The sequence below is a fragment of the Kitasatospora sp. NPDC101155 genome (genome assembly GCF_044768305.1).
Classification (GTDB): Bacteria; Actinomycetota; Actinomycetes; order Streptomycetales; family Streptomycetaceae; genus Kitasatospora.
The window spans coordinates 18058-39401 of the sequence record NZ_JBIWPN010000041.1; the positions used below are offsets into that span (position 1 = coordinate 18058).

The 21344-nt window shown below is 67.8% G+C and carries 22 protein-coding genes; 17 read left to right on the forward strand and 5 right to left on the reverse strand.

All coding sequences use genetic code 11. The features are described from left to right. Positions 1 to 183: 183 nt before the first annotated feature. Positions 184 to 981 (reverse strand): alpha/beta fold hydrolase, encoded by a 798-nt coding sequence (locus tag ACIRYZ_RS36360; RefSeq protein WP_402952572.1) that lies wholly within the window; start codon positions 979 to 981, stop codon positions 184 to 186. Positions 982 to 1018: 37 nt separating this feature from the next. Between ACIRYZ_RS36360 and ACIRYZ_RS36365 the strand changes: the two genes are divergently transcribed. Together ACIRYZ_RS36365 and ACIRYZ_RS36370 are read left to right on the forward strand one after the other, a co-directional pair. Beyond that, the gene (locus ACIRYZ_RS36365) at positions 1019 to 1699 is read left to right on the forward strand and encodes a TetR/AcrR family transcriptional regulator (protein ID WP_402952574.1); all 681 of its coding nucleotides are present in this window, start codon (positions 1019 to 1021) and stop codon (positions 1697 to 1699) included. Between the two features lie 75 nt (positions 1700 to 1774). After that, a complete protein-coding gene (locus tag ACIRYZ_RS36370; RefSeq protein WP_402952575.1) occupies positions 1775 to 2623 on the forward strand; it encodes a GIY-YIG nuclease family protein in 849 nt (282 codons plus the stop codon). A 194-nt stretch (positions 2624 to 2817) separates the two neighbouring features. Here the strand turns inward: ACIRYZ_RS36370 and ACIRYZ_RS36375 are convergent, their stop codons facing one another. Next, positions 2818 to 3249 (reverse strand): hypothetical protein, encoded by a 432-nt coding sequence (locus ACIRYZ_RS36375; RefSeq protein WP_402952577.1) that lies wholly within the window; start codon positions 3247 to 3249, stop codon positions 2818 to 2820. 43 nt (positions 3250 to 3292) lie between these two features. Beyond that, entirely contained in the window at positions 3293 to 4924 is a 1632-nt protein-coding gene (locus tag ACIRYZ_RS36380; RefSeq protein WP_402952579.1) for a DUF4157 domain-containing protein, read from the reverse strand. Between the two features lie 478 nt (positions 4925 to 5402). On the opposite strand from ACIRYZ_RS36380, the gene ACIRYZ_RS36385 reads away from it, so the two are divergent. The 15 genes from ACIRYZ_RS36385 to ACIRYZ_RS36455 all read left to right on the forward strand — a co-directional run bounded on the left by ACIRYZ_RS36385 (position 5403) and on the right by ACIRYZ_RS36455 (position 18818). After that, positions 5403 to 5972, forward strand: coding sequence for a hypothetical protein (locus tag ACIRYZ_RS36385; protein WP_402952580.1), 570 nt, complete (start codon positions 5403 to 5405; stop codon positions 5970 to 5972). A 47-nt stretch (positions 5973 to 6019) separates the two neighbouring features. Next, a complete protein-coding gene (locus ACIRYZ_RS36390; RefSeq protein WP_402952581.1) occupies positions 6020 to 7252 on the forward strand; it encodes a tyrosine-type recombinase/integrase in 1233 nt (410 codons plus the stop codon). Then, entirely contained in the window at positions 7252 to 9600 is a 2349-nt protein-coding gene (locus ACIRYZ_RS36395; RefSeq protein ID WP_402952582.1) for a tyrosine-type recombinase/integrase, read from the forward strand. Before ACIRYZ_RS36390 ends, ACIRYZ_RS36395 begins: the two co-directional genes overlap by 1 nt. Before the next feature lie 44 nt (positions 9601 to 9644). Then, positions 9645 to 10352 (forward strand): hypothetical protein, encoded by a 708-nt coding sequence (locus ACIRYZ_RS36400; RefSeq protein ID WP_402952583.1) that lies wholly within the window; start codon positions 9645 to 9647, stop codon positions 10350 to 10352. 123 nt (positions 10353 to 10475) lie between these two features. Next, entirely contained in the window at positions 10476 to 10793 is a 318-nt protein-coding gene (locus tag ACIRYZ_RS36405; protein WP_402453897.1) for a hypothetical protein, read from the forward strand. A gap of 724 nt (positions 10794 to 11517) precedes the next feature. Then, entirely contained in the window at positions 11518 to 11787 is a 270-nt protein-coding gene (locus tag ACIRYZ_RS36410; RefSeq protein ID WP_402952584.1) for a hypothetical protein, read from the forward strand. Next, entirely contained in the window at positions 11712 to 12626 is a 915-nt protein-coding gene (locus ACIRYZ_RS36415; protein ID WP_402952586.1) for a Mu transposase domain-containing protein, read from the forward strand. Before ACIRYZ_RS36410 ends, ACIRYZ_RS36415 begins: the two co-directional genes overlap by 76 nt. Continuing rightward, positions 12623 to 13462 carry an IS21-like element helper ATPase IstB gene (istB, locus tag ACIRYZ_RS36420; protein ID WP_402952588.1) on the forward strand — a complete coding sequence of 280 codons (840 nt, stop codon included), beginning with the start codon at positions 12623 to 12625 and terminating at the stop codon, positions 13460 to 13462. Before ACIRYZ_RS36415 ends, istB begins: the two co-directional genes overlap by 4 nt. A 101-nt stretch (positions 13463 to 13563) precedes the next feature. Next, positions 13564 to 14217, forward strand: a complete 654-nt coding sequence (locus ACIRYZ_RS36425) for a class I SAM-dependent DNA methyltransferase (RefSeq protein ID WP_402952589.1) — start codon at positions 13564 to 13566, stop codon at positions 14215 to 14217. A 286-nt stretch (positions 14218 to 14503) separates the two neighbouring features. Then, positions 14504 to 14692, forward strand: coding sequence for a hypothetical protein (locus ACIRYZ_RS36430; protein ID WP_402952591.1), 189 nt, complete (start codon positions 14504 to 14506; stop codon positions 14690 to 14692). A 48-nt stretch (positions 14693 to 14740) separates the two neighbouring features. Beyond that, a complete protein-coding gene (locus ACIRYZ_RS36435; protein ID WP_402952593.1) occupies positions 14741 to 15316 on the forward strand; it encodes a Uma2 family endonuclease in 576 nt (191 codons plus the stop codon). A gap of 1174 nt (positions 15317 to 16490) precedes the next feature. Then, a complete protein-coding gene (locus ACIRYZ_RS36440; RefSeq protein WP_402952594.1) occupies positions 16491 to 17093 on the forward strand; it encodes a replication/maintenance protein RepL in 603 nt (200 codons plus the stop codon). After that, a complete protein-coding gene (locus ACIRYZ_RS36445) occupies positions 17087 to 17467 on the forward strand; it encodes a hypothetical protein (protein ID WP_402952596.1) in 381 nt (126 codons plus the stop codon). The genes ACIRYZ_RS36440 and ACIRYZ_RS36445 overlap by 7 nt, the downstream gene beginning before the upstream one ends. 73 nt (positions 17468 to 17540) lie before the next feature. Beyond that, positions 17541 to 18197: a GIY-YIG nuclease family protein gene (locus ACIRYZ_RS36450; protein WP_402952597.1), complete on the forward strand. Its 657-nt coding sequence runs from the start codon at positions 17541 to 17543 to the stop codon at positions 18195 to 18197. Between the two features lie 405 nt (positions 18198 to 18602). Then, the gene (locus ACIRYZ_RS36455) at positions 18603 to 18818 is read left to right on the forward strand and encodes a hypothetical protein (RefSeq protein ID WP_402952599.1); all 216 of its coding nucleotides are present in this window, start codon (positions 18603 to 18605) and stop codon (positions 18816 to 18818) included. 78 nt (positions 18819 to 18896) lie between these two features. Here the strand turns inward: ACIRYZ_RS36455 and ACIRYZ_RS36460 are convergent, their stop codons facing one another. Next, positions 18897 to 19511: a hypothetical protein gene (locus ACIRYZ_RS36460; RefSeq protein WP_402952601.1), complete on the reverse strand. Its 615-nt coding sequence runs from the start codon at positions 19509 to 19511 to the stop codon at positions 18897 to 18899. A gap of 224 nt (positions 19512 to 19735) precedes the next feature. Then, positions 19736 to 21211, reverse strand: coding sequence for an HNH endonuclease (locus ACIRYZ_RS36465; protein WP_402952603.1), 1476 nt, complete (start codon positions 21209 to 21211; stop codon positions 19736 to 19738). Positions 21212 to 21344 lie beyond the last annotated feature (133 nt).

The following is a 21344-nucleotide window of genomic DNA, read 5'->3' on the forward strand; positions in this document are numbered from 1 at the left end:
CGGCGCTCACGAGATCAAACCGGAGGCCCGACCGGATGGCGCCGTGGCACGTTCCGTCAGGCATAGGCGATGCCGTCGGCCGGGAGGACTCCGGTGCGATGGTGACTACTGCGGCCTCGATTGCTTCGACCTGGCGTGCAGTCGCTCGGACTGCCGCCCATACGCTGGACGCCTTCTTTGCGGTCAGCACCCGGCCAGGCTGTCGATGAGTCCGGCAAGTTCTGTGGGCGCGTGGATGTGAGCGAGATGACCTTGTCCCGGAAGAACCTGGATGCAGGGCTGATCCAGGCGGCGCCGAATGCTTTCGAACGCCGTCCCATAGGGGCCCGAGCCGATGTTGGCCTCGCCGATGATGAGGGTGGTGTGATCCGCTCGCTGCGCCAGCATCTCCGGAGCTGGAGACGCGTTGAGTGCGGCCAGCTCCGCATGAAGCGGCTCGCTCAAACGCCGCAGCATCGACCAGCCCTGCCGATCCGCGCGCAGGGCTTCGACATGGTCACTGCGAAACCCTGAGATGTCCATGTTGACGATCTCGACGCTGCGATCCCAGTCCCGGTCATCAGCGGCAGCCGCCAGCGCGGGCAGCGCGTCGCGGGCGAAAGGGCGAATCACAGGTTCATACGCGATGACCTGCTTCACCGAATGTTCCCCTGCTGCCATCAAGGCGATCAGTCCGCCGTAGCTCCAGCCGAAGAGGGCTTCCGCGCCCTGGATCTCGTTCAGCACCGCAACCAAGTCTGCGATCTCCGTCTGGAGCGCGTAGGCGCGGGTCAGCGGGCCCGACGGTACTCGCCCGCGCCGGTTGACGACGGCGACCGACGGCCAGGCGTGGATCTCACGGGCGACGTGGCGCCAGGTGTGTGCGTCGCTCATGACTCCGGGCACCATCACGAGGCCCGGCGCATCCGCATCGCCGTAGACGTCGATCGTGACCCAGCTGTCTGGAGACACGGCCACTGTTTTCTGAATCGTTCGCTCCATAATCATATTATGGAGCGAGTGCTCTACAATGCAAGCCATGTCCACGCTGCACCCTGGCCGACCCCGCGCCTTCGACCGCGAGCAAGCCGTCCTCGCCGCAGCACGCCTCTTCTGGGAAAGCGGCTACTCGGGCACCTCGACGCGGGCCCTCACCCACGCGCTTGGGATCTCCACATCCAGCCTCTACGCCGCCTTCGGCAGCAAGGCAGGCTTGTTCGAAGAGGCGGTGAAGACCTACGCCGAGCGCTACCGCGAGATCTACCGGCAAGCCGTCGGCGAACGCGACATCCGCCTTGTCGTCGACCACATCCTGACTCACTCGGTCTACGAGTTCACCCAGCCTGCCGATCAACATCCCGGATGCCTCGTCACCAGCGCCGTGTTGGCTGACAGTGCGGAGACCATCGACGTCCGCACGTACATTGCCGATCTCCACCAGGACAACGAGCGCATACTCCTGGCCCGCGTCCAGCGAGCGGCAGAAGAGGGGCAGCTGCCCGCCGACGCCTCTGTGAGCGCGCACACCGGACTCGTCCAGGCCGTCTGGCACGGCCTGTCCGTCCAGTCCAACCTCGGTGTCCCTCGTGACGAGCTCCTTGCCGCGGCGGACCTCGCGATCCGCCAGTTCGCCAGGCGCCCGTCGGCGACTATCTCGCCCGAATCAGCGACAACCGCCAGCCCGACACCACGCGTTCAAAGTCAGTCGCAGCCCGCCTAAATGCGACATTCCTCTACTTCTCCGGGGCCCTGCCCGCTCGGCGCCGCCAGACAATCAGGAGAGAGGCAAATGTGCATGAGCGAGCAGGACTCCACAGAGACGCCTCCACCCTTGAAGCGGATCGTCTATGCGATCGGCAGCAGCGCCTCGTCGCTGGTGAAAATCGGAATCACCAAAAATCTTCCACAACGGTTGCTGCAAATTCGCACGATGTCCCCACTGCCCCTCTCAGTCACCTGGCAGCACGAGACGGAAGATCTGCAGCTCGAAAACAAGCTCCACCGACACTTCGCCGACCGTAGACGGCACGGCGAGTGGTTCGACTTCAGCGGCCTCGCCGTCGACCAGGCCCTGGACAGCGCAGTCCTCTGCCTGGAGTCCCGCCTCCCGGCGCAGCGGTCCGCCGAACCGGTGGAACGCCTTGAAGCACCGGGTCTCGACAGAAATTCCCCAGACTGCAACTGTGGCCATTCCGTTCTGCTGCACTCTGGGCCGAATGTCAAAAACGACCCGCCGTATCTTTGTGCTGCAAACGACGGGCACGGATTCGACTGCATCTGTCTCGGATACGACCCGGAACCGATGACCACGGAGAAATGGCTCAAGCTCGGGATGCGGGCAGACTATGCGGTCTATCATCCGGCTTTCCAACCCAAGGAAGTCCGGCTGACCTCACCGCTACGCCCGGCTCTGGCCCGCCTCATGCTGGGCGACCCGAGCGCCCACCCTGAGGGCCGCCGACTCGTTCTCCGGGACGTCGGCCTCTACCTCACCGCGCTCAGCCTGATCGAAGCCAACGGCTCGACCAGCGCAACCGAAATCGCCGAGGCCATCGGCGGGCATCTGTCCATCGAGACCGTCCACGCCGAGCTGGAGGCCCTCCTCGAGCAGGACCTCCTACGCACAGCGCAGCCGCCCGAGTAAGCAAGGCAACTGACTGTCGCTCTGCCGGACTATGTCGCCAGAGGTGGCCGAACCTGGCACGAGCGGCTGGTCCAGCCCCAGCGTGGGCCAGGTCGGGCCGCGACAAGGCGCTCCGCGCCGGCGGCGACCGGGGACCGACTCCCAGTGGGCCTGGAGCGGTGAGGCACGGGTGAGTGCCGCCGGCAGCCTCGTGGTCAGCCGTAGGCGGCGCTGTCCCACTCGGTGCCGGTGGCGGGTAGGGCCAGGGTGCTGTCGGGGCGGAGCCGGATGGCGACGGTCGCGCTGGGGGCCCGTTGGGGGTCCGCCCAGAATGCGGCCCATTCCCGTGCGAGCGCCTGCTGCCCGTCGTCGGCCCGGACACGGTCGTCGATCTGCTGGGCAGTGGCCTGTTCGTCGAACGGGAAGTTACGTCGGTCGGTCACGACGACCGACGCGATGGCGTGTTCAGCCAGTTGCCGCATCGCCGTCTCGGGGTCGGCGGCAGGGTCGTGCTCGGGGTAGGGGCCGCGGGGCGGGGCGTCCATGAGCAGGCGCAGGGCGAACACCGCAGTGCTGGGTACGTCCCCGGTGTCGGGGTGGACGGCGTGCAGGGCCAGGCACACCAGCTGCGGGGTCTGCTCGGTCACGCGGGCGTGCCACAGGCTTGACATGTCGTTGGTCGGCTTTCGGTCAGAGGGTGAAGGAGCCCTGGGAGATGGCCCGCGCGAGGCGGGCGATCTTCTGTGCGTCCAGGACGTTGTTGAAGGGGATCTCCTGCGGTTTGGTGGGACGTGTCGATCGCCTGGCTCCCGGCGGTGCCGCGGGAACGGGGAGCGGGAACATGGCCTGAGCGAGACCGCCTTCCACGTCGTCGACGGTGAGGTTGGCGCTGCCCCCGCTGCCCGCCAGGAACTGGTTGTGGGCGGTGGAGTTGGCTGTTCCGATCTGCTGCAGGAAAGCGTATTCGGGCTGAGTCCAGGTGGGGATGCGCGTGTAGTCAGCGAGGTCCTGGAAGCTCATGGCTGACAGCGCGACCGGCTGGCGGGGGTCGACCGGCTGGCGACTGGCGAAGGTGAACGTGGCGTTCTGCTGGAGCGTCCAGCACGGGTTCGCCTGTGTGCCGTCCAGCAGGTATTCGACGAAGCGCAGGGAGGCGGGGAAGCAGTCGGAGGCGGCTTGCTGGGCCCCGGTTCCCGCGGTCGCGTTGTAAGGATGGTAGGTGAGGGAGACGCCGCAGTAGACGTACCGGCGATTGGCGGGCGCCGCAGTGGCGTTGTGATTGCGCGCTGCGGTGACGTCCGCCTTCAGCTGGCTCTCGTGCAGGCTCTCGTAGCGCTGGTTGTCGCTCTGGGAGGCGACCACGAGGTTCTCGGCGCCGCCGTGCCCACCGGCGATGTTGTTGACGAGGTGGAAGCGGATCCAGTTGCCCTGCTGCAGGTGGCCGGCCCGCACGAGGTCCTGCAGGTAGTCCCACCCCGGCGGGTTCTGCTGGGGGGTGTTGCCCACGAGGGAGCCGTCGGTGACCATCTCCGACTCCAGGGCGCGCGGATACCCGGCCGACGAGCGGGTCTGCGTGTGGAGCAAGAACCCGACCCGGGGCGGGGCCGTGATCGGGGTGGTGGGAGGCACGGCCAGGCGCTGGACGGGCGGCGCGGTGGCGCCGGCCCGTACGCCCTCGACCGGGTCTGGCGAGGACGCGGGTCGATCCGCGACCGGCTGGTGCATCGCGCGGGTCGCGTTCGCCTCGGCTTCGCGTTCGAACCGGTCGGACGGGTCGGAGACCCGCAGCCCGTTGCCGTTGTCGGTACCGGCGACGGGGCCTTGGCGCTGCTGGATGACGTGGGTGAGCTCGTGGGCAAGGGTGTGCTTGTCAGCGCCGCCGACGCCGATGACGACGTGGCTGCCGGAGGTGTAGGCGCGGGCGCCGACCTCGGCGGCGGAGGCCTTGGCCGTGGTGTCGTCGTGGACGCGCACGTCGGAGAAGTCCGCGCCCAGGCGCGCTTCCATGTCGGTGCGGGTGGCGGTGTCCAGGGGACGCCCGCCGGTCGCCAGGACGTTGTGGACGGCGGAGCGCTGCACCGCAGCCGCCCCCTCAGCGGCCTGCTGGTGACCGCAGCCGGCGCCGTGCTCGTGCCGTTGCTGGCCGTGAAGCAGTCCGGCCCGGCGCATCATCTGCACAACGGCCGTATTGCCCACGGAGGCCTGCAGGGCGAGGATCCCCCGCGCGGAGGCCGGCACCGCCGAGGCGGTGCCGGGCGCTCGTGCGGCAGTGCGCGCGGTGGCCAACTGCTGGTCGGGTTTGTGCTCCTGCTTGTGTGGCACCGGTGCCGCCTACTATCGAAAGCCCCCTTTGTGGGGGCGGAGTGAATGAGCTGCGAACCTCCTTGAATACGGCATCCGGGCCGCCGCGACCAGAGGCGTGAGGACAGTCTTCACGGCCCCAAGGGCACGCCGGGAACCCCTTGCGGGCAACCTGGCCGCCGCCCGCGAGCGCTCCGCCACCTCCTGGTCCCACCTGAGCCGCCACCTCGGCGCTGCCCTGCCCGACCTCCACCCCGACGACCGGATCCAGGTCCTGCTCCGGGTAGAAGACACCACCGCAGCCGGTGACCTGTTTTTACCGGGGTGAAGTAGAGCCACGGCTTCGGCCTGTTGGGGAGCCAGCGGTTCTTCGGTGAGATTGAGAGCCAGTCGGTGTGATGGTGTGGAACATGCCGCTTTCGGAGTAATCGCGGGGGCTTGCGCCGTTCGGCCGTCACGCTGTGCCTGTTGATCACGGTCCAGGTCAGGGAGACCGCTGGTGCACAGGTCACGTGAGTGGCTATTCGAGAGGATCCGCCGGGCCCAGCGCGAGCAGGGGCTGTCGGGGCGGGAGCTCGCTGCGCGGTTCAAGGTGTCGCGGAACACGGTGAAGAAGGCGTTGGAGTCGCCGGTGCCGCCGAAACGCAAGGCGCCGCCGCCGCGCAAGAGCGTGCTGGAGCCGGTGAAGGGCTTCATCGACGCGATGCTGCGCGAGGACTTGGACGCTCCGGCGAAGCAGAAGCACACGATCCCGCGGATCATGGAGCGTCTGGCCGCGGAGCACGACTTCGAGCTGGGTCGGCAGACCACGGTGTGGGAGTACGTGAGGAAGCGGCGCCCCGAGATCAAGGCGGAGGCGTTGGAAGGCCGCCGACACCTGGACGGGATGGTCCCCCAGGCGAAAAGGCCGGGCGAGGAGGCAGAGGTCGACTTCGCGGACTTCTGGCTGGACCTGGCCGGGCAGCGACGCAAGTGCGTGCTGTTCACGCTGCGGCTGTCCTGCTCGGGCAAGGCCGTGCACCGACCCGTTGACCGCACTATCGGCGTGTCCTACGTGTTGGCTCGGTGAGGGCGAGGAGTCTCCGTTCGGGATGTTCCCGACGAGACGGAGACGTGATGGATCACGCTGCGGTGACGGCGGAACGCGAGGTGACTGGGCTGGTGGTGGCCCGGGTCGGCAGAGTGGAGGCGACCGGTGCCGCCACGCTGCCCTGGGTGGTTCTCGACGGGGCGGGCCAGCCGATCACGTCGGCAAACGAGTTCCTGCGGGAGTTGCTGGCCTGCGGCAACACTCCAGCTTCCTGCCGTTCCTATGCCTTTGACCTGCTGCGATGGTTCCGCTTCCTCGCGGCAGTGGATGTGGAATGGAGCCGTGCGAAACGAGTGGACGTACGCGACTTCGTCCTTTGGCTGCGGACGTGCCACAACCCGGCGCGGGACCGGAACCGACCGGATGCACCCGTGCCGGGATCGCTGAACGCGCGCACTGGCAAGCCGTACCTGAGGTCGGGCTACGCCCCGGCAACCATCAACCACGCGGTGTCGGTGCTGGCGGCGTTCTACGACCACCATCTGCAAACCGGGCAGGGTCCCGTCGTCTCCCCGGTGCCGCCGCAGTCCCGTGACGGACGCCGGCTGGACGCGCATCACAACCCGTTGGAGCCGTTTCGGCTGCACCGTCGTGGCGCCTACCGGCAGAAGCAGGCCCACCGCGAGCCCCGTGCTGTCCCCGACGATGTCGTCGAAGACCTGTTCACCTCACTGGGCTGTCACCGCGACCGGGCACTGTTCTCCATGTTCTTGTCCAGCGGCGCACGGGCCGCCGAGATGCTGGGCATGACGATCGGCGACATCCACCCGGGCGAGGGCCGGATCTACGTGCAGACCAAGGGCTTGGGCGGGGTGAAGGAAGCATGCCCAGCCTCCCCGGAAGCCTTCGCCTGGCTGGCCCTCTACCTCGGTGACCTGGCCCAGGACGGCCACCGGCCCGCCCCGGACGAGCCGGTGTGGTGGACCCTGCGCGGACAGACGCGCCCGCTGACCTACACCGCACTGCGAGCGGTGCTCAATCGGATCAACTCCCGGATCGGGGCGAACGTAACGCTGCACGACCTGCGGCACACCCTGTGTCTGCGCTTGATCGAAGACCCGGCCATCACCCTGGTCGACGCTCAGCAGGTGATGCGCCACCGGCGCATCACCACGACCAGCACCTACCTGCGGCCCAGGATCGATGAGGTCATCACCAAGGTCCACGAGCACTACACGCGGCCCAAGCCGCCACCGCGGCCGCTGACCGGCTGGACGTATGACCCGGACGACCTCGCCGACGTCTTCGGGAGCCGCTGATGGCCCGGCACGGCCGCGTCGCCCGCACGCCGGTCAGCCCACGCGACCCCGCCCTCCTCACCACCGTGCTGCCCGAACCAAGGAGCACGACCCGGGGCAGCGGCCGGGAAGCGGCGCATCGCGATGAACTCGCCCGCCTGGCCGAGAGGCTGCTGAGAGAGCCGACCGCTCGCAACCTATGGCGTCAGCAGCTCTCACTGACCCGCATCTTCGACTGGCTGGAGGGATTCCCGGCCGACACCTGGCAAGACCGATGGCTGCTGAGCGGTTCCGACGGACTGGGCTCCGGCTGGGGACCGCAGGGGCTCAGCGCGGGCACCCGGTCGCGGTTCACCGCTGGTCTCGGCACCTTGATCGTCCTCCGGGCGATCCGGCCCTCCTACGCGTGGCTCTTCGGCAGCCGCCTCCTGGGCGTCTACGACGCCTACCGTCGCCACAACCAACCGGCGCTGTTCGCCGAACTCACAGAGCGCGCCGGCGGACAGCGCTGCGACGAGCACGCGACCGAAGCCCTGAACGTGCTCACCCGCATGAGTATCGTCACCGGCAAGGACCTGCTGGCCTTCGACCTGGAGGACCTCACCGACTACGCCCGGGCCCGTCGGGACAACGGCCGGACGGTGACGGCCCTGGCCCTCGCCTACGACATCCTTCACGCCGTCGGCGGTCTCAAGGACTCGCCACCGACCCTGCGCGAGGCCCAGGCCCGCGGCCAGCTCACCCCCGCAGAGCTGATCGACCGCCACCCGATCGCCAATCGCGCGGTCCGCGACGTGCTCGTCCACTACATCGCCGAGCGATCCGCAGTCCTGGACTACGGCTCCCTGGTCAATCACGCCCAGATGCTGGCCGACCTGTTCTGGGGCGACCTGCAACGCCACCACCCAGCGATCTCCTCGTTCAACCTGCCCGACGAGGTGGCCCAGGCATGGAAGCAGCGCGTCCGGGTCCTGCCCGACGGGCGACCGCGCCGCACCGCCCACGCCGTGTTCCTGGCCGTCCGCTCCTTCTACCTGGACCTCTCGCAGTGGGCGATGGAAGACCCGGCCCGCTGGGCGACCTGGGCCGCACCCTGCCCGATCAGCGAAGCCGACATCCGCGGCTACATCAAGGAGACCCGTCACCGACAGGCACGGATGCAGCAGCGCACCCGCACCCTGGTCCCTGTCCTGCCGCAACTCGTCCGCGCTGCCGAGGCTCGGCTGCAGCACGCCACGCTCCTGCTACAGGCAGTCCGCTCCACGAAGCCGGGTGAGGAGTTCACCGTTGAGGGCTCGCGCTATCGACGCACCGGCCGCAACGGCAGCCACTGGCGCCCCACCGCACTGTTCCTCGCCCCCGTCGACGAGCCCGGTCCCCGCTTCGATGCCGAATGCGAGGAGAACAACGCGTTCTGGACCTGGGCGAGCATCGAGGTCCTGCGACGCACCGGGGCCAGGATCGAGGAACTCCTGGAGCTCACCCACCTGAGTCTGCGTCAGTACCAAGCTCCCACCGGCGAGACGGTGCCTCTGCTGCAGATCAGCCCATCCAAGACCGACCGAGAGCGCGTCATCCCCGCCGACCCGGACCTCGTCGCAGTCCTCGCCCGGATCATTCGCCGTATCAAAGGCACCGGGGAGCGGGTGCCGCTGCTGACCCGGTACGACGGCTACGAGCGGGTCTTCGGCCCACCGATGCCCCACCTGTTCCAGTGCCCCTCCCAGCACCGGCTCCAGGTCATCTCCCCCAACCGGATCCGCGAGCTCCTCACCGACCATGCGCTACGGGCTGGCATCGTCGACGTCGACGGGACACCGCTGAGGTTCACGCCGCACGACTTCCGCAGAATCTTCTCGACCGAGACGGTCAACGGCGGCTTGCCGATCCATATCGCCGCAAAGGTCCTTGGCCACCTCGATCTCAACACCACTCAGGCCTACGTCGCGGTCTATCCCGAGGAAGTCGTCCGCCACTACCGGCAGTTCATCGACCAGCGCCGGAGCCACCGTCCCGGCGAGGAGTACCGCGAGCCCAGCGGAGCCGAGTGGCAGGACTTCCGTGACCACTTCAGCCTCCGGAAGGTTGCCCTCGGCACCTGCGACCGGCCCTACGGGACCCCGTGCCAGCATGAAAGCGCCTGCGTCAGGTGCCCCATGCTCCGCCTGGACCTGGCCCAGGAGCCCCGGCTGCTGGAGATCGAGGCCAACACGCGCGAGCGCCTCGGGGAGGCCCAGCGGATGCAGTGGCTCGGTGAGGTCGCCGGGCTGCAGGAGAGCCTGCGGCACATCGCCGTCAAGAAGCAGCAGGCCGAACGCCTACGGGCACAAGCAGGGCGGGGAGAGAGCGGACCCGGCTCCCTCAGCTGAACAATCACATTGACCAGCGTGGGCGAGATAGAGATCGTGAGCCCATGACGGACAGCACATGGCTCAACCGCGATCACCAGCTCATCCCCGGCAAGGAGGTCTTTCGCAGCGAGCGCAGGTTCCACCTCTTGGCCTACACGGCGAGCCACGGCCAGCTCCTGATGCGGAGCATCGGCCGGCCCGACGAGCCCGGCGAGCCCGAGACAACGATTGACGTGCTCTTCAAGCCCGCCGCCGTGGTGAAGATCCGTGACGACTACCGCGGCTTGGCGATCAGATGCGCGACCGCGGCCGAGAGCGAGCAGGTCAAGACCGACCACGCCAGCGTGTCCTTCAGCCGGGACGATCGCGTCTTCGTTCTGGAGAGCCAGGGTGAGTCCGACTACGTGGTCGCCATGGCCGTCGGTTGGAGGGAAGGGGTGCTCGGCCGCACGCAACAGAGCTTCTTCAACGACTTCTACCCCGACAGGCCGATCTGGCCCAGCCAGCCGCTCTCCGGGGTCGACGCTGGCCTCAACATCGCCTCGTCCCAGGAGCTCATCGACGCACTGCTGGCTGAGGACAACGCCGCGGTCCGCCGCGAGCGTCACCGCCGCGTCTACGTCGTTATGACGCGGGTGATCCGCCCCGACGGGCCCGACGTCACCGGAGCGGGCGTCTTTCTGACCAGAGCCGACGCCGAGGACGCCCTGGCCGTGATCACCGCGAAGTCAGTCCACTGCTGGATTGAAGAGCTCCCGATCGCGATCTGACCAGGATCCGCTCAGGCGCTGTCGGCGTACGAGTTGAAGTGCAGAGGCAAGTACGAGTGATCGTGCAGAGCTGTCTGCAGAACGCGGTCCTATGCTTCCTGGCCGTAAGGCATGATCGCGGGTATGGCAGAAGCAAATCTGGATCAGCTGGCACAGTTGTGGGATGAGTTCAGGGCCATGCCCTTTCCCCGGGGCTTCTACCTGCGAGAGCCCGAGGGTGAGTGCATGGTGATGATGGACTCGACGCTCGCTGGCTGTATCTCGTCGGCCTTGGACGGCCCTCTGGATGACCGGAACCGAGACATCCTGCAGGGACGCATAACAGTCCTTGGAACGATCCTTCCGTCCATCGCCGATGACGAGTACGCCACCGAGTACTTCACGCACTTGCATGGGACTGCCGTGCTGGCCGCTGAGGTCGATGGGGATCGAAGCAAGTAGTGCTGGTCAGACCGGTCAGGCGACCCCACCTACCGGCTCAAGAACCGCCTCACCGCCATCGAAGGCGGGGCTGGCATCGCCTGACCACGCTCCCGTTGGTCTCGCTCCTGGCGATCAGCGGGGTGTTGTCTCAACTGACACTCGAACTGAACGATGTCGGAGCCGGGCGGCTATGAGTTCCATTTCGACCAGCGTCCCCACCAGCCCGGTTGTCGCCAACTCATCTGCCAGGGTCCTTGCCTGCACGAGTGTCAGGTCATGCACCTCTCGAAGAGCACGCAGGACAGCCACCGGACTTGCCTCGGGCTCTGTCAGCCGGAGCCGAGCAGGTCCGTGTTCGGCCAAGAGCGCCTGACGGATCTCCTCTGGGGTCTCACGGCCGCTGTCCTGCTCGCACCACCCGACGGGGCATGTCCGGCAGGCCCCTTCAGTTCCCCACCACAGGCGCCCACGGTCGACGAACTGGCCGATGTTTCGAATCAGCACACCGCCGCAGGCCTCACACGGCGCTGCGATATTCACGCCCTGGCTGATCACCTTGCTCCTCGTTGTCGGCCCCGACCCTGGATGATCAAGCAGATTCTCTCAGGCAATCAGCCTGATGCACTCTGCACGTTCATCCGTACCTGGCTCTGCACGTTCGTAAGTACGCCGACGGGCGCCCTCGATAGTGCAGAGAAGCGTCTATGCGACCGCGTCCCAGGAGGCGTTCCTGGAAGGGCACGTGGAGGCGTTCACGGTGCTGGGCGGGGTGCCGTCGGTGCACATCCGCTACGACAACTTGAAGCCGGCGGTCAAGCAGGTGCTGTTCGGCCGCTCCCGGCTGGAATCGGCCAGGTGGGCGTCGTTCAAGTCCTGGTACCAGTTCTCGGCGTTCTACTGCGCGCCGGGCGAGGACGGTGCCCACGAGAAGGGGGGGTGGAGCACGAGGGCGGGCGGTTCCGCCGCAAGCACCTGGTCCCGCCGCCGCAGGTGGAGTCGCTGGCGGAGCTGAACGAGCGCCTGGCTGCGATCGACATCGCCGAGGACGCCCGGCACATCCACGGCCGGCCGACCTCGATCGGGTTCGACTTCGAGGCCGAGCGCGAGCGGCTGCGGTCGCTGCCGGCGGACGACTACGACTGCGGGATCGACCTGACGCCGGTGGTCGCGCGCAACTCCCGGATCACGGTGAGGCAGTGCTACTACTCGGTGCCGGCGAAGTTCATCGGCGCGAAGGTCCGCGTCAAGCTGCGGGCGAACGAGTTGTGGGTGTTCGACGGACGCAAGGTCGTCGCCCGCCACCCGCGCCTGACGCGCCGCTACACCTACCACGACTTCCTGGACCACTACCTGGAGATCCTGCTGGTCAAGCCCGGCGCGTTCGCCGGAGCCTCGGCGCTCGCGCAGGCCCGCGCGGAAGGCGGCTTCACCAAGGTCCACGAGGCGTTCTGGGCGGCGGCGAAGAACAAGGCCGGTGACCGTGAGGGCACTCGGATGCTGATCGAGGTCCTGCTGCTGCACCGCCAGCTCCCGGCCGAGGCCCTGGTCACGGCGATGGAGACCTGCCTGCGGGTCGGGTCGGTGAGCACGGACATGGTCGCGATCGAGGCCCGCAAGGCGATGGAGGGCACCGACGCGGACGACGCCGAGCTCCTGGCCGGCCCCGACGAGGCGGCGACGGACGACTCCACTGCCACCACCGCGGACGGCGGGGCCCGGGTGATCTCCCTGCATGCCCGCCGCCTGCCGCCCGACCCGCGCCAGGCACTGCCCGACATGAGCAAGTACGACCGGCTGCTGAATCCGGTCGCCGGCCGCGACAGCCAGACCCAGAAAGGCCACGGCGCATGAGCCCGATCACCGTCACCGACCAGGACGACGAGCAGGACACCGGCAAGGTCCCCGGCCGCAGGATGTCGCTGCCCGGCGACCCGGAGGACATGCTCATCGACGAGGCATGCCGGGAGCTTCGCCTGCCCGCGTTCCGCGAGCGGTTCATCGACCTGGCCGGCACCGCCCGGCGCGAGCAGGCCACCTACAAGCAGTTCCTGCTGGACGTGCTGCAGGTCGAGCTCGCCGACCGGGACCTGCGCCGCCAGCAGCGGCTGCTGCGGCTGGCCCGCTTCCCACGGCCCAAGCGGCTGGAGGACTTCGACTTCGAGAAGAACCCGAACGTCACCCCCGAGGTCGTCGCGGACCTCAAATCCCCGACCTGGGTCCGCGAGGGCCGGCCGCTGGTGCTGATCGGCGACTCTGGCACCGGCAAGTCCCACCTGCTGATCGGCATCGGCACCGCGATCGCCGAGACCGGCCTGTCGGTCCGCTACACCACCACCAGCGCGCTGGTGAACGAGCTCGCCGAGGCCGACGCGAGCCGCCGCCTGTCCTCCGTGATCGCCCGCTACAGCAAGATCGACCTTTTGTGCCTGGACGAGTTCGGCTACCTCAACCTGGACCGCAAGGGCGCCAAGCTGCTGTTCCAGATCTTCACCGAGCGCGAGGAGCGCAAGGCCACCGCGGTCGCCACGAACTCACCCTTCACCGAGTGGGACAAGACCTTCGGCGACGCCCGCCTCTGCGCGGCCATCGCCGACCGGATCACCTTCCGCTGCACCCTCATCCAGACCGGCACCGAGTCCTACCGCTACCAAGCCACCCAAGAATCCCTCTTCCCGGCAACGAAGTGACGACCCAGCAGCCCTGAAACACACGCCCCTGTCGGAGCCAGCCGAGCGTGGACCGTGGCCGCGGTGGGCACGCCCTGGCCACTGAACTACGGTCTCTGGCTATGAACACTGAAGCCTGGTTGGCAGACACCCGGACCTCCTACGACACCGTCGCCACCAGCTATGCGGACCAGGTGCGCGACCTCCTGGACCAGACGCCCTACGAGCGCACGGCCCTGACGCTGTTCGCCGACTTTGTGCAGGCCAGCGGCGGGGGGCCAGTCGCGGACGTGGGATGCGGGTCGGGGAGGATTACGGCCTACCTGCGTGACCTGGGCGTGGACACGTTCGGGATCGATTTGTCGCCCGCGATGATCGAGGTGGCTCGGCGTGATCATCCCGGCCTACGGTTCGAGGTCGGTTCCATGACGGATCTCAACCTCGCCGACGCCTCGATGGCGGGCCTGGTCGCCTGGTACTCGCTGATCCACGTCCCTGACGACGAGATCGGCTCGGTCTTCACGCACTTCCGGCGGGTGTTGCGGCCCAGTGCTCCACTGCTACTCAGCTTCCACGTCGGTGATGAGTCACAGCTGAAGACGCAGGGCTACGGCGGCCACCCGATGAAGACCTACGTCCATCGCCGCCAGCCTGGCCAGGTGGCCGCCTGGCTCAACGATGCCGGCTTCGCGGTCGAGGCGCAGATGACGCTCAGCTCAGCCGAGAGCCCGCTCGGAGCAATTCTCTTCGCGCGCCGCCAGCCCGATGCCCAGTAGGGCCATAGCTCGACTCGTTCTTGCAGATCGCCTGCACAACCAGGTGCGGGCCCGTGGCCGCGACTTGTCAGGGAGGCGACCCGGGCCCGCGATCACAAGCTACCGACGCTCCGGCCCCGGCCCTTACGGACACTCCGCCCGGCGCACCAGGTCACCCGATCAGTGGCTCCCAATCTCGCCGGAATGGCTCCCGAACTCGACGGAGAACACCCGCCACGGTCGAGTACGTCACCGCCACGAACGGCCTAGACCCGGCTCCCGTTCACGCCGAAGCGATGGCTCTCATATGACCCGACAAAATCACGGTGACCCGCTGCTCTCCTCCCTGCTCGCCGCCAGCGACACCCAGCACCCGGCCCTCTACCGCGAGGTGGCAGCCCGCCTCGGCCACCAGGTTCCTGCTGGCGCCAACGAGACCCGCGCACACTGGCAGACCGAAGTCCTCCGCCTGCACCAGCAGTTCCGACACCGCTGAACCATAGTGGGCGGCCCCGGGGCTGGCTGGCCCGGGACAATGGAGTGCGTGAGCGTTGCCGCTGTCGAGCAGCACGTCGGGCCGTGGACCGTGGACGACGTCCTGGCCCTGCCCGAGGACACCCATCACCGGATCGAACTCCTCGGGGGAGCCCTCCTGCTGACTCCCCACCCCGAGGTCCCCCACCAGCGCGCCAGCTCCCGCCTGGCCGTGCTCCTGAACACTGCCATCGAGGCCTGCGCCGCTCCGGTCGAGGTGCTGACGGCGATCAACCTGCTCGTCCCGGACGGACTGCTGATCCCGGACCTGGTGGTCGCCGACGTCGCCGCGGCCGCCACGGCTGGCCTCACCCTTCGCGCCAGCGACGTCCTGGTCGCGATTGAGGTCACCGCCCCGTCCACGCGCGTGGCCGCCACCGTGCTCAAGCCCGCCATGTACGCCGCCGCCGGCATCCCGCACTACTGGCGCCTCGAACTCGACCCCGCCCCACGCCTCCACCTCGGCCACCTGGAGGACGGCGTCTACGTCGACCGGCTCGTCCAGGCCGGCGAGACCACCCAGCTCACCGACCCGTTCCGGCTCGATCTGGATCCTGCGGTGCTGCGCCGTAGTCCCAGGCACTGATGAGCTTCACGTACATGTGACGTGACCCTGGGATCACGTCACATGTACGTGAAGGCGGGTTCCACTACCCAGTGCGGGGATGGACTCATGGTCCATTTCCGGGATTGTGGTGCCCCCAAGATGGACCATGAGTCCATCCCCGCCCCTTCGCTCTTCCCCACCCCTGCAACGCGCGCCGCCTGCCCTGCCGGCCAAGCCGGGAACGGGCGGCAACTGCGAACCGATGCGGACCGCGGCCGTGTGGGTGGCTGGGCGCGGCGTGCTCCGCCCCCGCACCCGTGGCCAGCGCCAAGGGCTGCGCTGGACCAGCCCCTGCCGCCTGCCCTGCGCCGCCGGATCCGTCGCCAGGGCCGTAGCCGGCCCCGCCGTCGGCCCGTCGCCGCACCGGTCACGCCGAAGACGGCGTGACACTGGGCAGTTGCCATCGAGAAGGTGGCCGATGCCCGTATGAGGTGGGGCCACCTGACGATCCGGCCTGCACTGAGTACCGCGACCTGCCTACCCACCGAGCGGTGGCCGACGTCACCACCCACCTGACGAGCACCGTGCTGCCCAACCTGACTACCTGGAGCAATGCCTGGAACCATCCGCAGCCAGCACCAAGGCACTGGACAGCGGCGCCCCCGAACCGCAGGGACGGACAGCGCCGTCGGAGAGCGAGTAGGCATGGAAAGGGCCCCCTGGGGCCCGGGTCCGGCGGCAGCCGGACTTCCGTGACTGGCGCAGTGACCTCCGCTGGTGAGGTCAGCAGGCCCACATGCCCACATTGGTGCCTGGCCCGGGTGGCGGCAGCGGCAGGGGAAGCCAGCCCTCCGGAGGCGACCTGCGGTAGGACGGGGCGGGCCCTTTTTATGTAAGAGGGAAGTCCGGCAATCATGCCTCTGACCTGCAAGCTTGGAAAATCAAAGGTATGGCTACGCCGACACTTTGGGTGTCTTGGGGTCACTGAACGCGGACATTCAGGCCCAATGTTTCGCACCATTGCGAATCATTGGGTCGACGTGGTGTGACGCCGCGGGGACGTCCGCATGATCATCCGACCTGGCCAGGTGATTCTTCCTCGTCGGAAGCTCGGCCATCGCCGCGACACGTGTTTCGCACCCACACGCAGGATTCTTCGCACTGCTGCGAAGAACGTGTAGCGTGACGTCGACACGAGCAAAGGATCACGGTCTTGGCACAGGCAGAGCGCGACAGCACCCGCAGGCAGGCGCCCCAGCGCACCCGCCAGCCGAGACTTCAGCCCGCCGGTCCCCAGCACCAGCGTGATCTCGCCGCCGAGATCGTCCGCGGATACGCCGGCCACCTCCCCGACGGCATCTACGAAGCCCGGACCCGGTTCTACCGCCGCGCCCCCCACGAAGTCCTCGGCTCCGACGGCTACGCCCTCCTAAGCCGCTACTTCGCCCGCTACGTCCTCCCCCAGGCGCTCATGTCCGGCGAGATGACCAAACTCCAGTGCGCCGTGCTGTCGAACATCGTCGGCCGGGCCGAGCGCGGCGTCTGCCACGCCATCCAGCGCGAGATCGCCGACGAGATCGGCACCAGCCGCTCGAGCGTCAGCCCCGCCCTCAAGCACCTGGCCACGCGCAACTACATCCGCAGCATCGGTCGGGGGATCTGGCAGCTCAACCCGCTCATCGCGTACAAAGGCAACGGGGACGAGCAGCAGGCGTTCTTGGCCGAACTCCGGGCGCTTGCCCTGGAAAACGGATTCCCTGACATCATCGGATTGGAAGCCGTCCAGAACGGGGACAAGGAGTCGCCAGCATGCTGATGGTCACTGACCTGTTCGGGATGCTGCGGCGCCTCGAACTCACCCCCACCGCGACGAACGTCCTGTCCGTCATGGTCGAGCGGCAGAACCCCGGCGGCGCCGTGCCAATCACCCAGCAGGACATCGCTGAGGAACTGCAGATCCTCCCCTCCGTTGTCAGCCGTGGGATGACCCTCCTCGTCGAGCGCGGCCTCGTCTTGCGCAAGGGCTACCGCTACCGCCTCCACCCCGCCATCGCCGGCTACAGCTCCGAACTTGAGATGCAAGCCGCCATGGCCCGCGCCGCACGCGAAGGCGTCCCGCCCATCCTGATCCCCGACTACCAAGCCACCCCGCCGAAGGCCGGCCGCTCCCGGCTGCGTGCGGTCGGCTAACCCCTACGAACCTGTGGGCGCCCCGCACTACGGTGACTGCAGATAGTCAGACCGTAGGGCGATTGGGGGGCTGGTGCAGCCAGCAGCGGAGTTCGTCTACCTGATCACTGCCGCAGACAGCCGGACCGCGAAGATCGGCCGCAGCACCGATCCGGAAGGGCGACTGGCAGCGCTTCAAGCGGGTTCTCCGGTCCAGCTGCTACTTGCCGCGACTTATCCGGGAGGGCCGCGACTGGAGCGGCATCTCCACAAGGAGTTCGACAGGTACAGGATCCACGGGGAGTGGTTCGACTTCGGCGACCAGGACCCCGTCGCTGAAGTCACCGCGGCGGCCGAAGCGTACGAACCCGAGCCAGGGCATGAAGACCGAGCAGGACGATACCGGGATGCCGGACCCCCGCTCCACACGCTGGCTCTCACCGGCGGCGAGTGGGCCACCATCGACTGGATACGCGAGCACGGTGGAGCGCAGACGCCCATCCGGGTTGCACCCGACGTCGTGGCGCCTGAAATCCTCGCCAGCACCACGACCGTCAAGGTCGCCCTCGCCCGCCTCGTCGGGCTCAACATTCTCCTCAAGACGAGCCCACGTAGCGGTACCTACCAGCTCAACCCCCGCCGGTTCTGGGAGGGCAGCAGCGCCGCCCAGTCCGCTGCGTGCCGCCAGGTGAACGCGCCGCCCATCGCACCAGACGAGAAGGCCCGCACGGTGACCGCACGACAGCGGTAGCGCTACGAAGGCCAGCTCGCCAACCTCGCATCAGCGCGTAGCGGACGAGACTTGCGGCGGCCCGGGCAATCGCCTGGGCCGTCTTCGTTGGCCCTGCCAGTAGGGCCAAAGCACTACCACCCGTGATAGTGGTCTGGCCCTACCAGCAGGGCCAGACTGCGAGGTGCGTGCGGCGGCGCGGCTTCCGCCAGGCGCCCGTTACCGCCAGCGGTAGCGGGATTGTCCCCGCAGGCTTGTGGCCGCCCCAGCCGGACGGCAGTGAGTGGTAGTTGTGGCTTGACCGCTTTGTTCTGGGGATCTGAAACAAGGGCCAGCCTCGGCCCTGGTAGCCAGGGCCAAACCGCTACCACCGGTGATAGCGGTTTGGCCTACCCGGCCTCGTCCCGGGCTGCGAGACTGGTGATCATGACCGACCGTCGCCCTCTCGCGCTGCCTGCCTTCTCCGAGTCCGCCACCGACGCGCCCCTGCCTGCCCAGTCCGGCGGGCGCCGGCTGCTGCCGGTCGAACAGGGCGCCGACTTCCGCCAGCCGCCCGGCGAGACCGTGGCCGGGCCCGCACCAGCCCGGCGCCGCCTCTCGCCCGGCGGTCTGACCTTCTCCGACCCGGACCGCCAGATCTGACCACTCTGCCGCAGGTTGCTGACCTGCGGCGGTTGAAAATCGTCCCTCAAATGAGGGCCTAAAAGTCGAAGGTCACGGCTAATTCGCTACCGAGCCGTCACCGGCCGATCCGGACTGCCCGAAACCAGGCGGTAGAGGGCCAGTTTGCACTATCCCCGCATTGTCCAGAAGCCTGGGCAACGGATGGCCGGTCCGTGCTTCAATCTCGTTCTGGAGGAGGCGTCCAAGTGCGTCACGGGTGTTCTGGGCCTGGCACTCGATATCACCGAGATCGGAAGTCGAGAGACCCAGCACAACTCCTCGCAATTGCCGGGTAATCTCCCACATTCCTGCGATGATGGGAGCGTCCCGCTCTACGCCACCGGACAGCGCCCGGGAAAGCTCGACCCCAGGCCGCGCGAGATCGGTCACGGCGACGGTCACCGCGTCCATTGTCGCCTCAGTGGCCCGGTCAAAATCAGCAATGTCGACAGCCCTGCCTGCCCGGAGATCCTGGACGGTACGGTTCACCACCCGAAGCCACGTGTGCCCGGCCTGCCGCGCCTTCGCCACCGTGGTGTGAGCGTCACTGCTCTGCTGCGTGTTGTCTCGGCGTCTTTCCAGCGACACCGGACCGTACACCGCGGCGATTGTTCCCAGGGCCGCCCCACCGAGGCCGCTAATCATACTGAACACTATCGTCGCATCCACCACAGCGCTCAGTGTGCCTCAGAAGCGCACTCTCCGAAGCGATATACCAAATTGATCACTCGCGGTGACGCTCAGCCCGCGCCACCGAGGAATACGCGACTCATCAACATGAGAGCCCACCAGTCAAGTCCCCGCCTCTGGCCTGCGGGGCTGCCAGCCGTCCATCGCTCGGACGGGGCGATTTGTACATTGCCCCGCCAGGGACCTTGGCCCGGTGGCATTGGTCGCTACGGGCCCGCTTGCACGATGCCGAGGCGTCCCTCCATAGCCTCGGCATGCCGGGCGCGGGCCACCTCCCGCAGGGATTCCTGCATGGCCTCCCGGCCTCGACCTCGGGTCTTCAGAGCGTGGCAGTTGGGGCAGAGGGCGATCATGTTGGCGGGGTGGTCTTCTCCACCGTCGGCCAATCCGATGATGTGGTCGACCTCCACGATCGGATCCCCGTCGTCGGTCGTCGCCCGAAACCCCGGACTGAGGCACGCCGGGTTCTCACAGCAGCGCTCGGACCGGGCGACGACCAGTGCACGCGCGACGGGCGAGCGGACCGGGCGCAGTACAACGGCAGCGCGGCGACGCCGGGAACGCTCGGCCTGGGTGTACTCCAAGGTGGCGGTCTTCTCCCGGTAGTCGCCGGCCCTCAGCAGGACGGCAGCGGGCCCGTACCAAGCCGTCGGTGGTGCTTCCGGGGACGAAGGCACCTGCGCCGGCACCGCAGGTGCGGGATCGCGAGGTGTCGCAGGCGCGGCGGGCCGTGATCCTGGCCTTGGTGTGTGGGCGTGCTCGAGGGTTCCCGAAGCGATCGGACCGAGGAGGTAACGCTGGATGCCCTCAACCGTACGGACGGCCCAGTCAACGGCGTCGTCACTCATTGCCTCCGAGCCGTCAGAAAACCTGCTGACGGCGGGGACAGGACAGTCGGCCCACAGGCTGAACTTCCGCTCAGGCTTCCACGACAGCGGGGTACCAATGAGCGCAGCCACCGATTGCGCGTCCTCGCGCAGCGCCGCCATCACTTCCAACTGTGACGCTGTCGGCCTGCTGTCGGCAGTCAGGTAAGCCCACACCGCCGGCTTTCCGGTGTTGCCGTCATAGGCGTTCACGGACATGGCGAAGCCATCGGGCGTTTTGACACTGACGGACTGGGGGCTCACGACGGCGCCACCGTCCAGGCGGGCGGCTACGGTCGCCAAGAACTCCCGCCGCATGGCGATTCGTTCGACCTCAGCCAGATGGATCGAGGCCCGGCCTCTGGGAAGGGGAACAGCGAGCGGCGCGGGTGCCTGCTGCCCGCGAGCAGACGATGGCTCACGGCTCACCGGGGGGAGAGCCGCGACGACGAACCGGCTCAACCGCTTCGCGACGTTCACCGCCCAGTCGACATCCGTGCCAATGACCGTGCCTCCGGGAAAATCCTTGGAAGGGTGCCATACCCGAACACGGTAAGAAGCCCGCACCGCTACCTCGTGAGAGCCCCAATGAAGTGCGGCGCCGACCTTTCCGTCGATGACAGAACCCTCGGATTCCAGAGCCGCCATCGCCGAGCGCACAGCCCGGCTGCGCCGTCCCAGCTCGGTCAGCCGGACGGTCACCATGGGGTGTTCGGCGTCCGGCGAGTGGATGATCAGGTCAGCAGCCTCCCCAGAAACGAACGCCTGGTTCTCATCGCTGGTGGCACCTGGCAGCCGTTCGGCCACAGCGGTCATGTAGTGCCGAAGCAGCGTCTGGCCTTCCAGTTGAGCTGTACGGACTAACCACGACTACCTCCCCCTCGGCAGACCGCACTGCCCGACCTGCTGTCCATTGATGTACCAGCGCCCTACGACATGACATGAGGAG

Bases quoted from the DNA above. Each gene is read 5' to 3' on its own strand.
- ACIRYZ_RS36360 (WP_402952572.1), bottom strand. From the start codon at position 981: ATGGAGCGAACGATTCAGAAAACAGTGGCCGTGTCTCCAGACAGCTGG.
- ACIRYZ_RS36365 (WP_402952574.1), top strand. From the start codon at position 1,019: ATGTCCACGCTGCACCCTGGCCGACCCCGCGCCTTCGACCGCGAGCAA.
- ACIRYZ_RS36370 (WP_402952575.1), top strand. From the start codon at position 1,775: ATGAGCGAGCAGGACTCCACAGAGACGCCTCCACCCTTGAAGCGGATC.
- ACIRYZ_RS36390 (WP_402952581.1), top strand. From the start codon at position 6,020: ATGGATCACGCTGCGGTGACGGCGGAACGCGAGGTGACTGGGCTGGTG.
- ACIRYZ_RS36395 (WP_402952582.1), top strand. From the start codon at position 7,252: ATGGCCCGGCACGGCCGCGTCGCCCGCACGCCGGTCAGCCCACGCGAC.
- ACIRYZ_RS36400 (WP_402952583.1), top strand. From the start codon at position 9,645: ATGACGGACAGCACATGGCTCAACCGCGATCACCAGCTCATCCCCGGC.
- ACIRYZ_RS36405 (WP_402453897.1), top strand. From the start codon at position 10,476: ATGGCAGAAGCAAATCTGGATCAGCTGGCACAGTTGTGGGATGAGTTC.
- istB (WP_402952588.1), top strand. From the start codon at position 12,623: ATGAGCCCGATCACCGTCACCGACCAGGACGACGAGCAGGACACCGGC.
- ACIRYZ_RS36425 (WP_402952589.1), top strand. From the start codon at position 13,564: ATGAACACTGAAGCCTGGTTGGCAGACACCCGGACCTCCTACGACACC.
- ACIRYZ_RS36430 (WP_402952591.1), top strand. From the start codon at position 14,504: ATGACCCGACAAAATCACGGTGACCCGCTGCTCTCCTCCCTGCTCGCC.
- ACIRYZ_RS36445 (WP_402952596.1), top strand. From the start codon at position 17,087: ATGCTGATGGTCACTGACCTGTTCGGGATGCTGCGGCGCCTCGAACTC.
- ACIRYZ_RS36455 (WP_402952599.1), top strand. From the start codon at position 18,603: ATGACCGACCGTCGCCCTCTCGCGCTGCCTGCCTTCTCCGAGTCCGCC.
- ACIRYZ_RS36465 (WP_402952603.1), bottom strand. From the start codon at position 21,211: ATGACCGCTGTGGCCGAACGGCTGCCAGGTGCCACCAGCGATGAGAAC.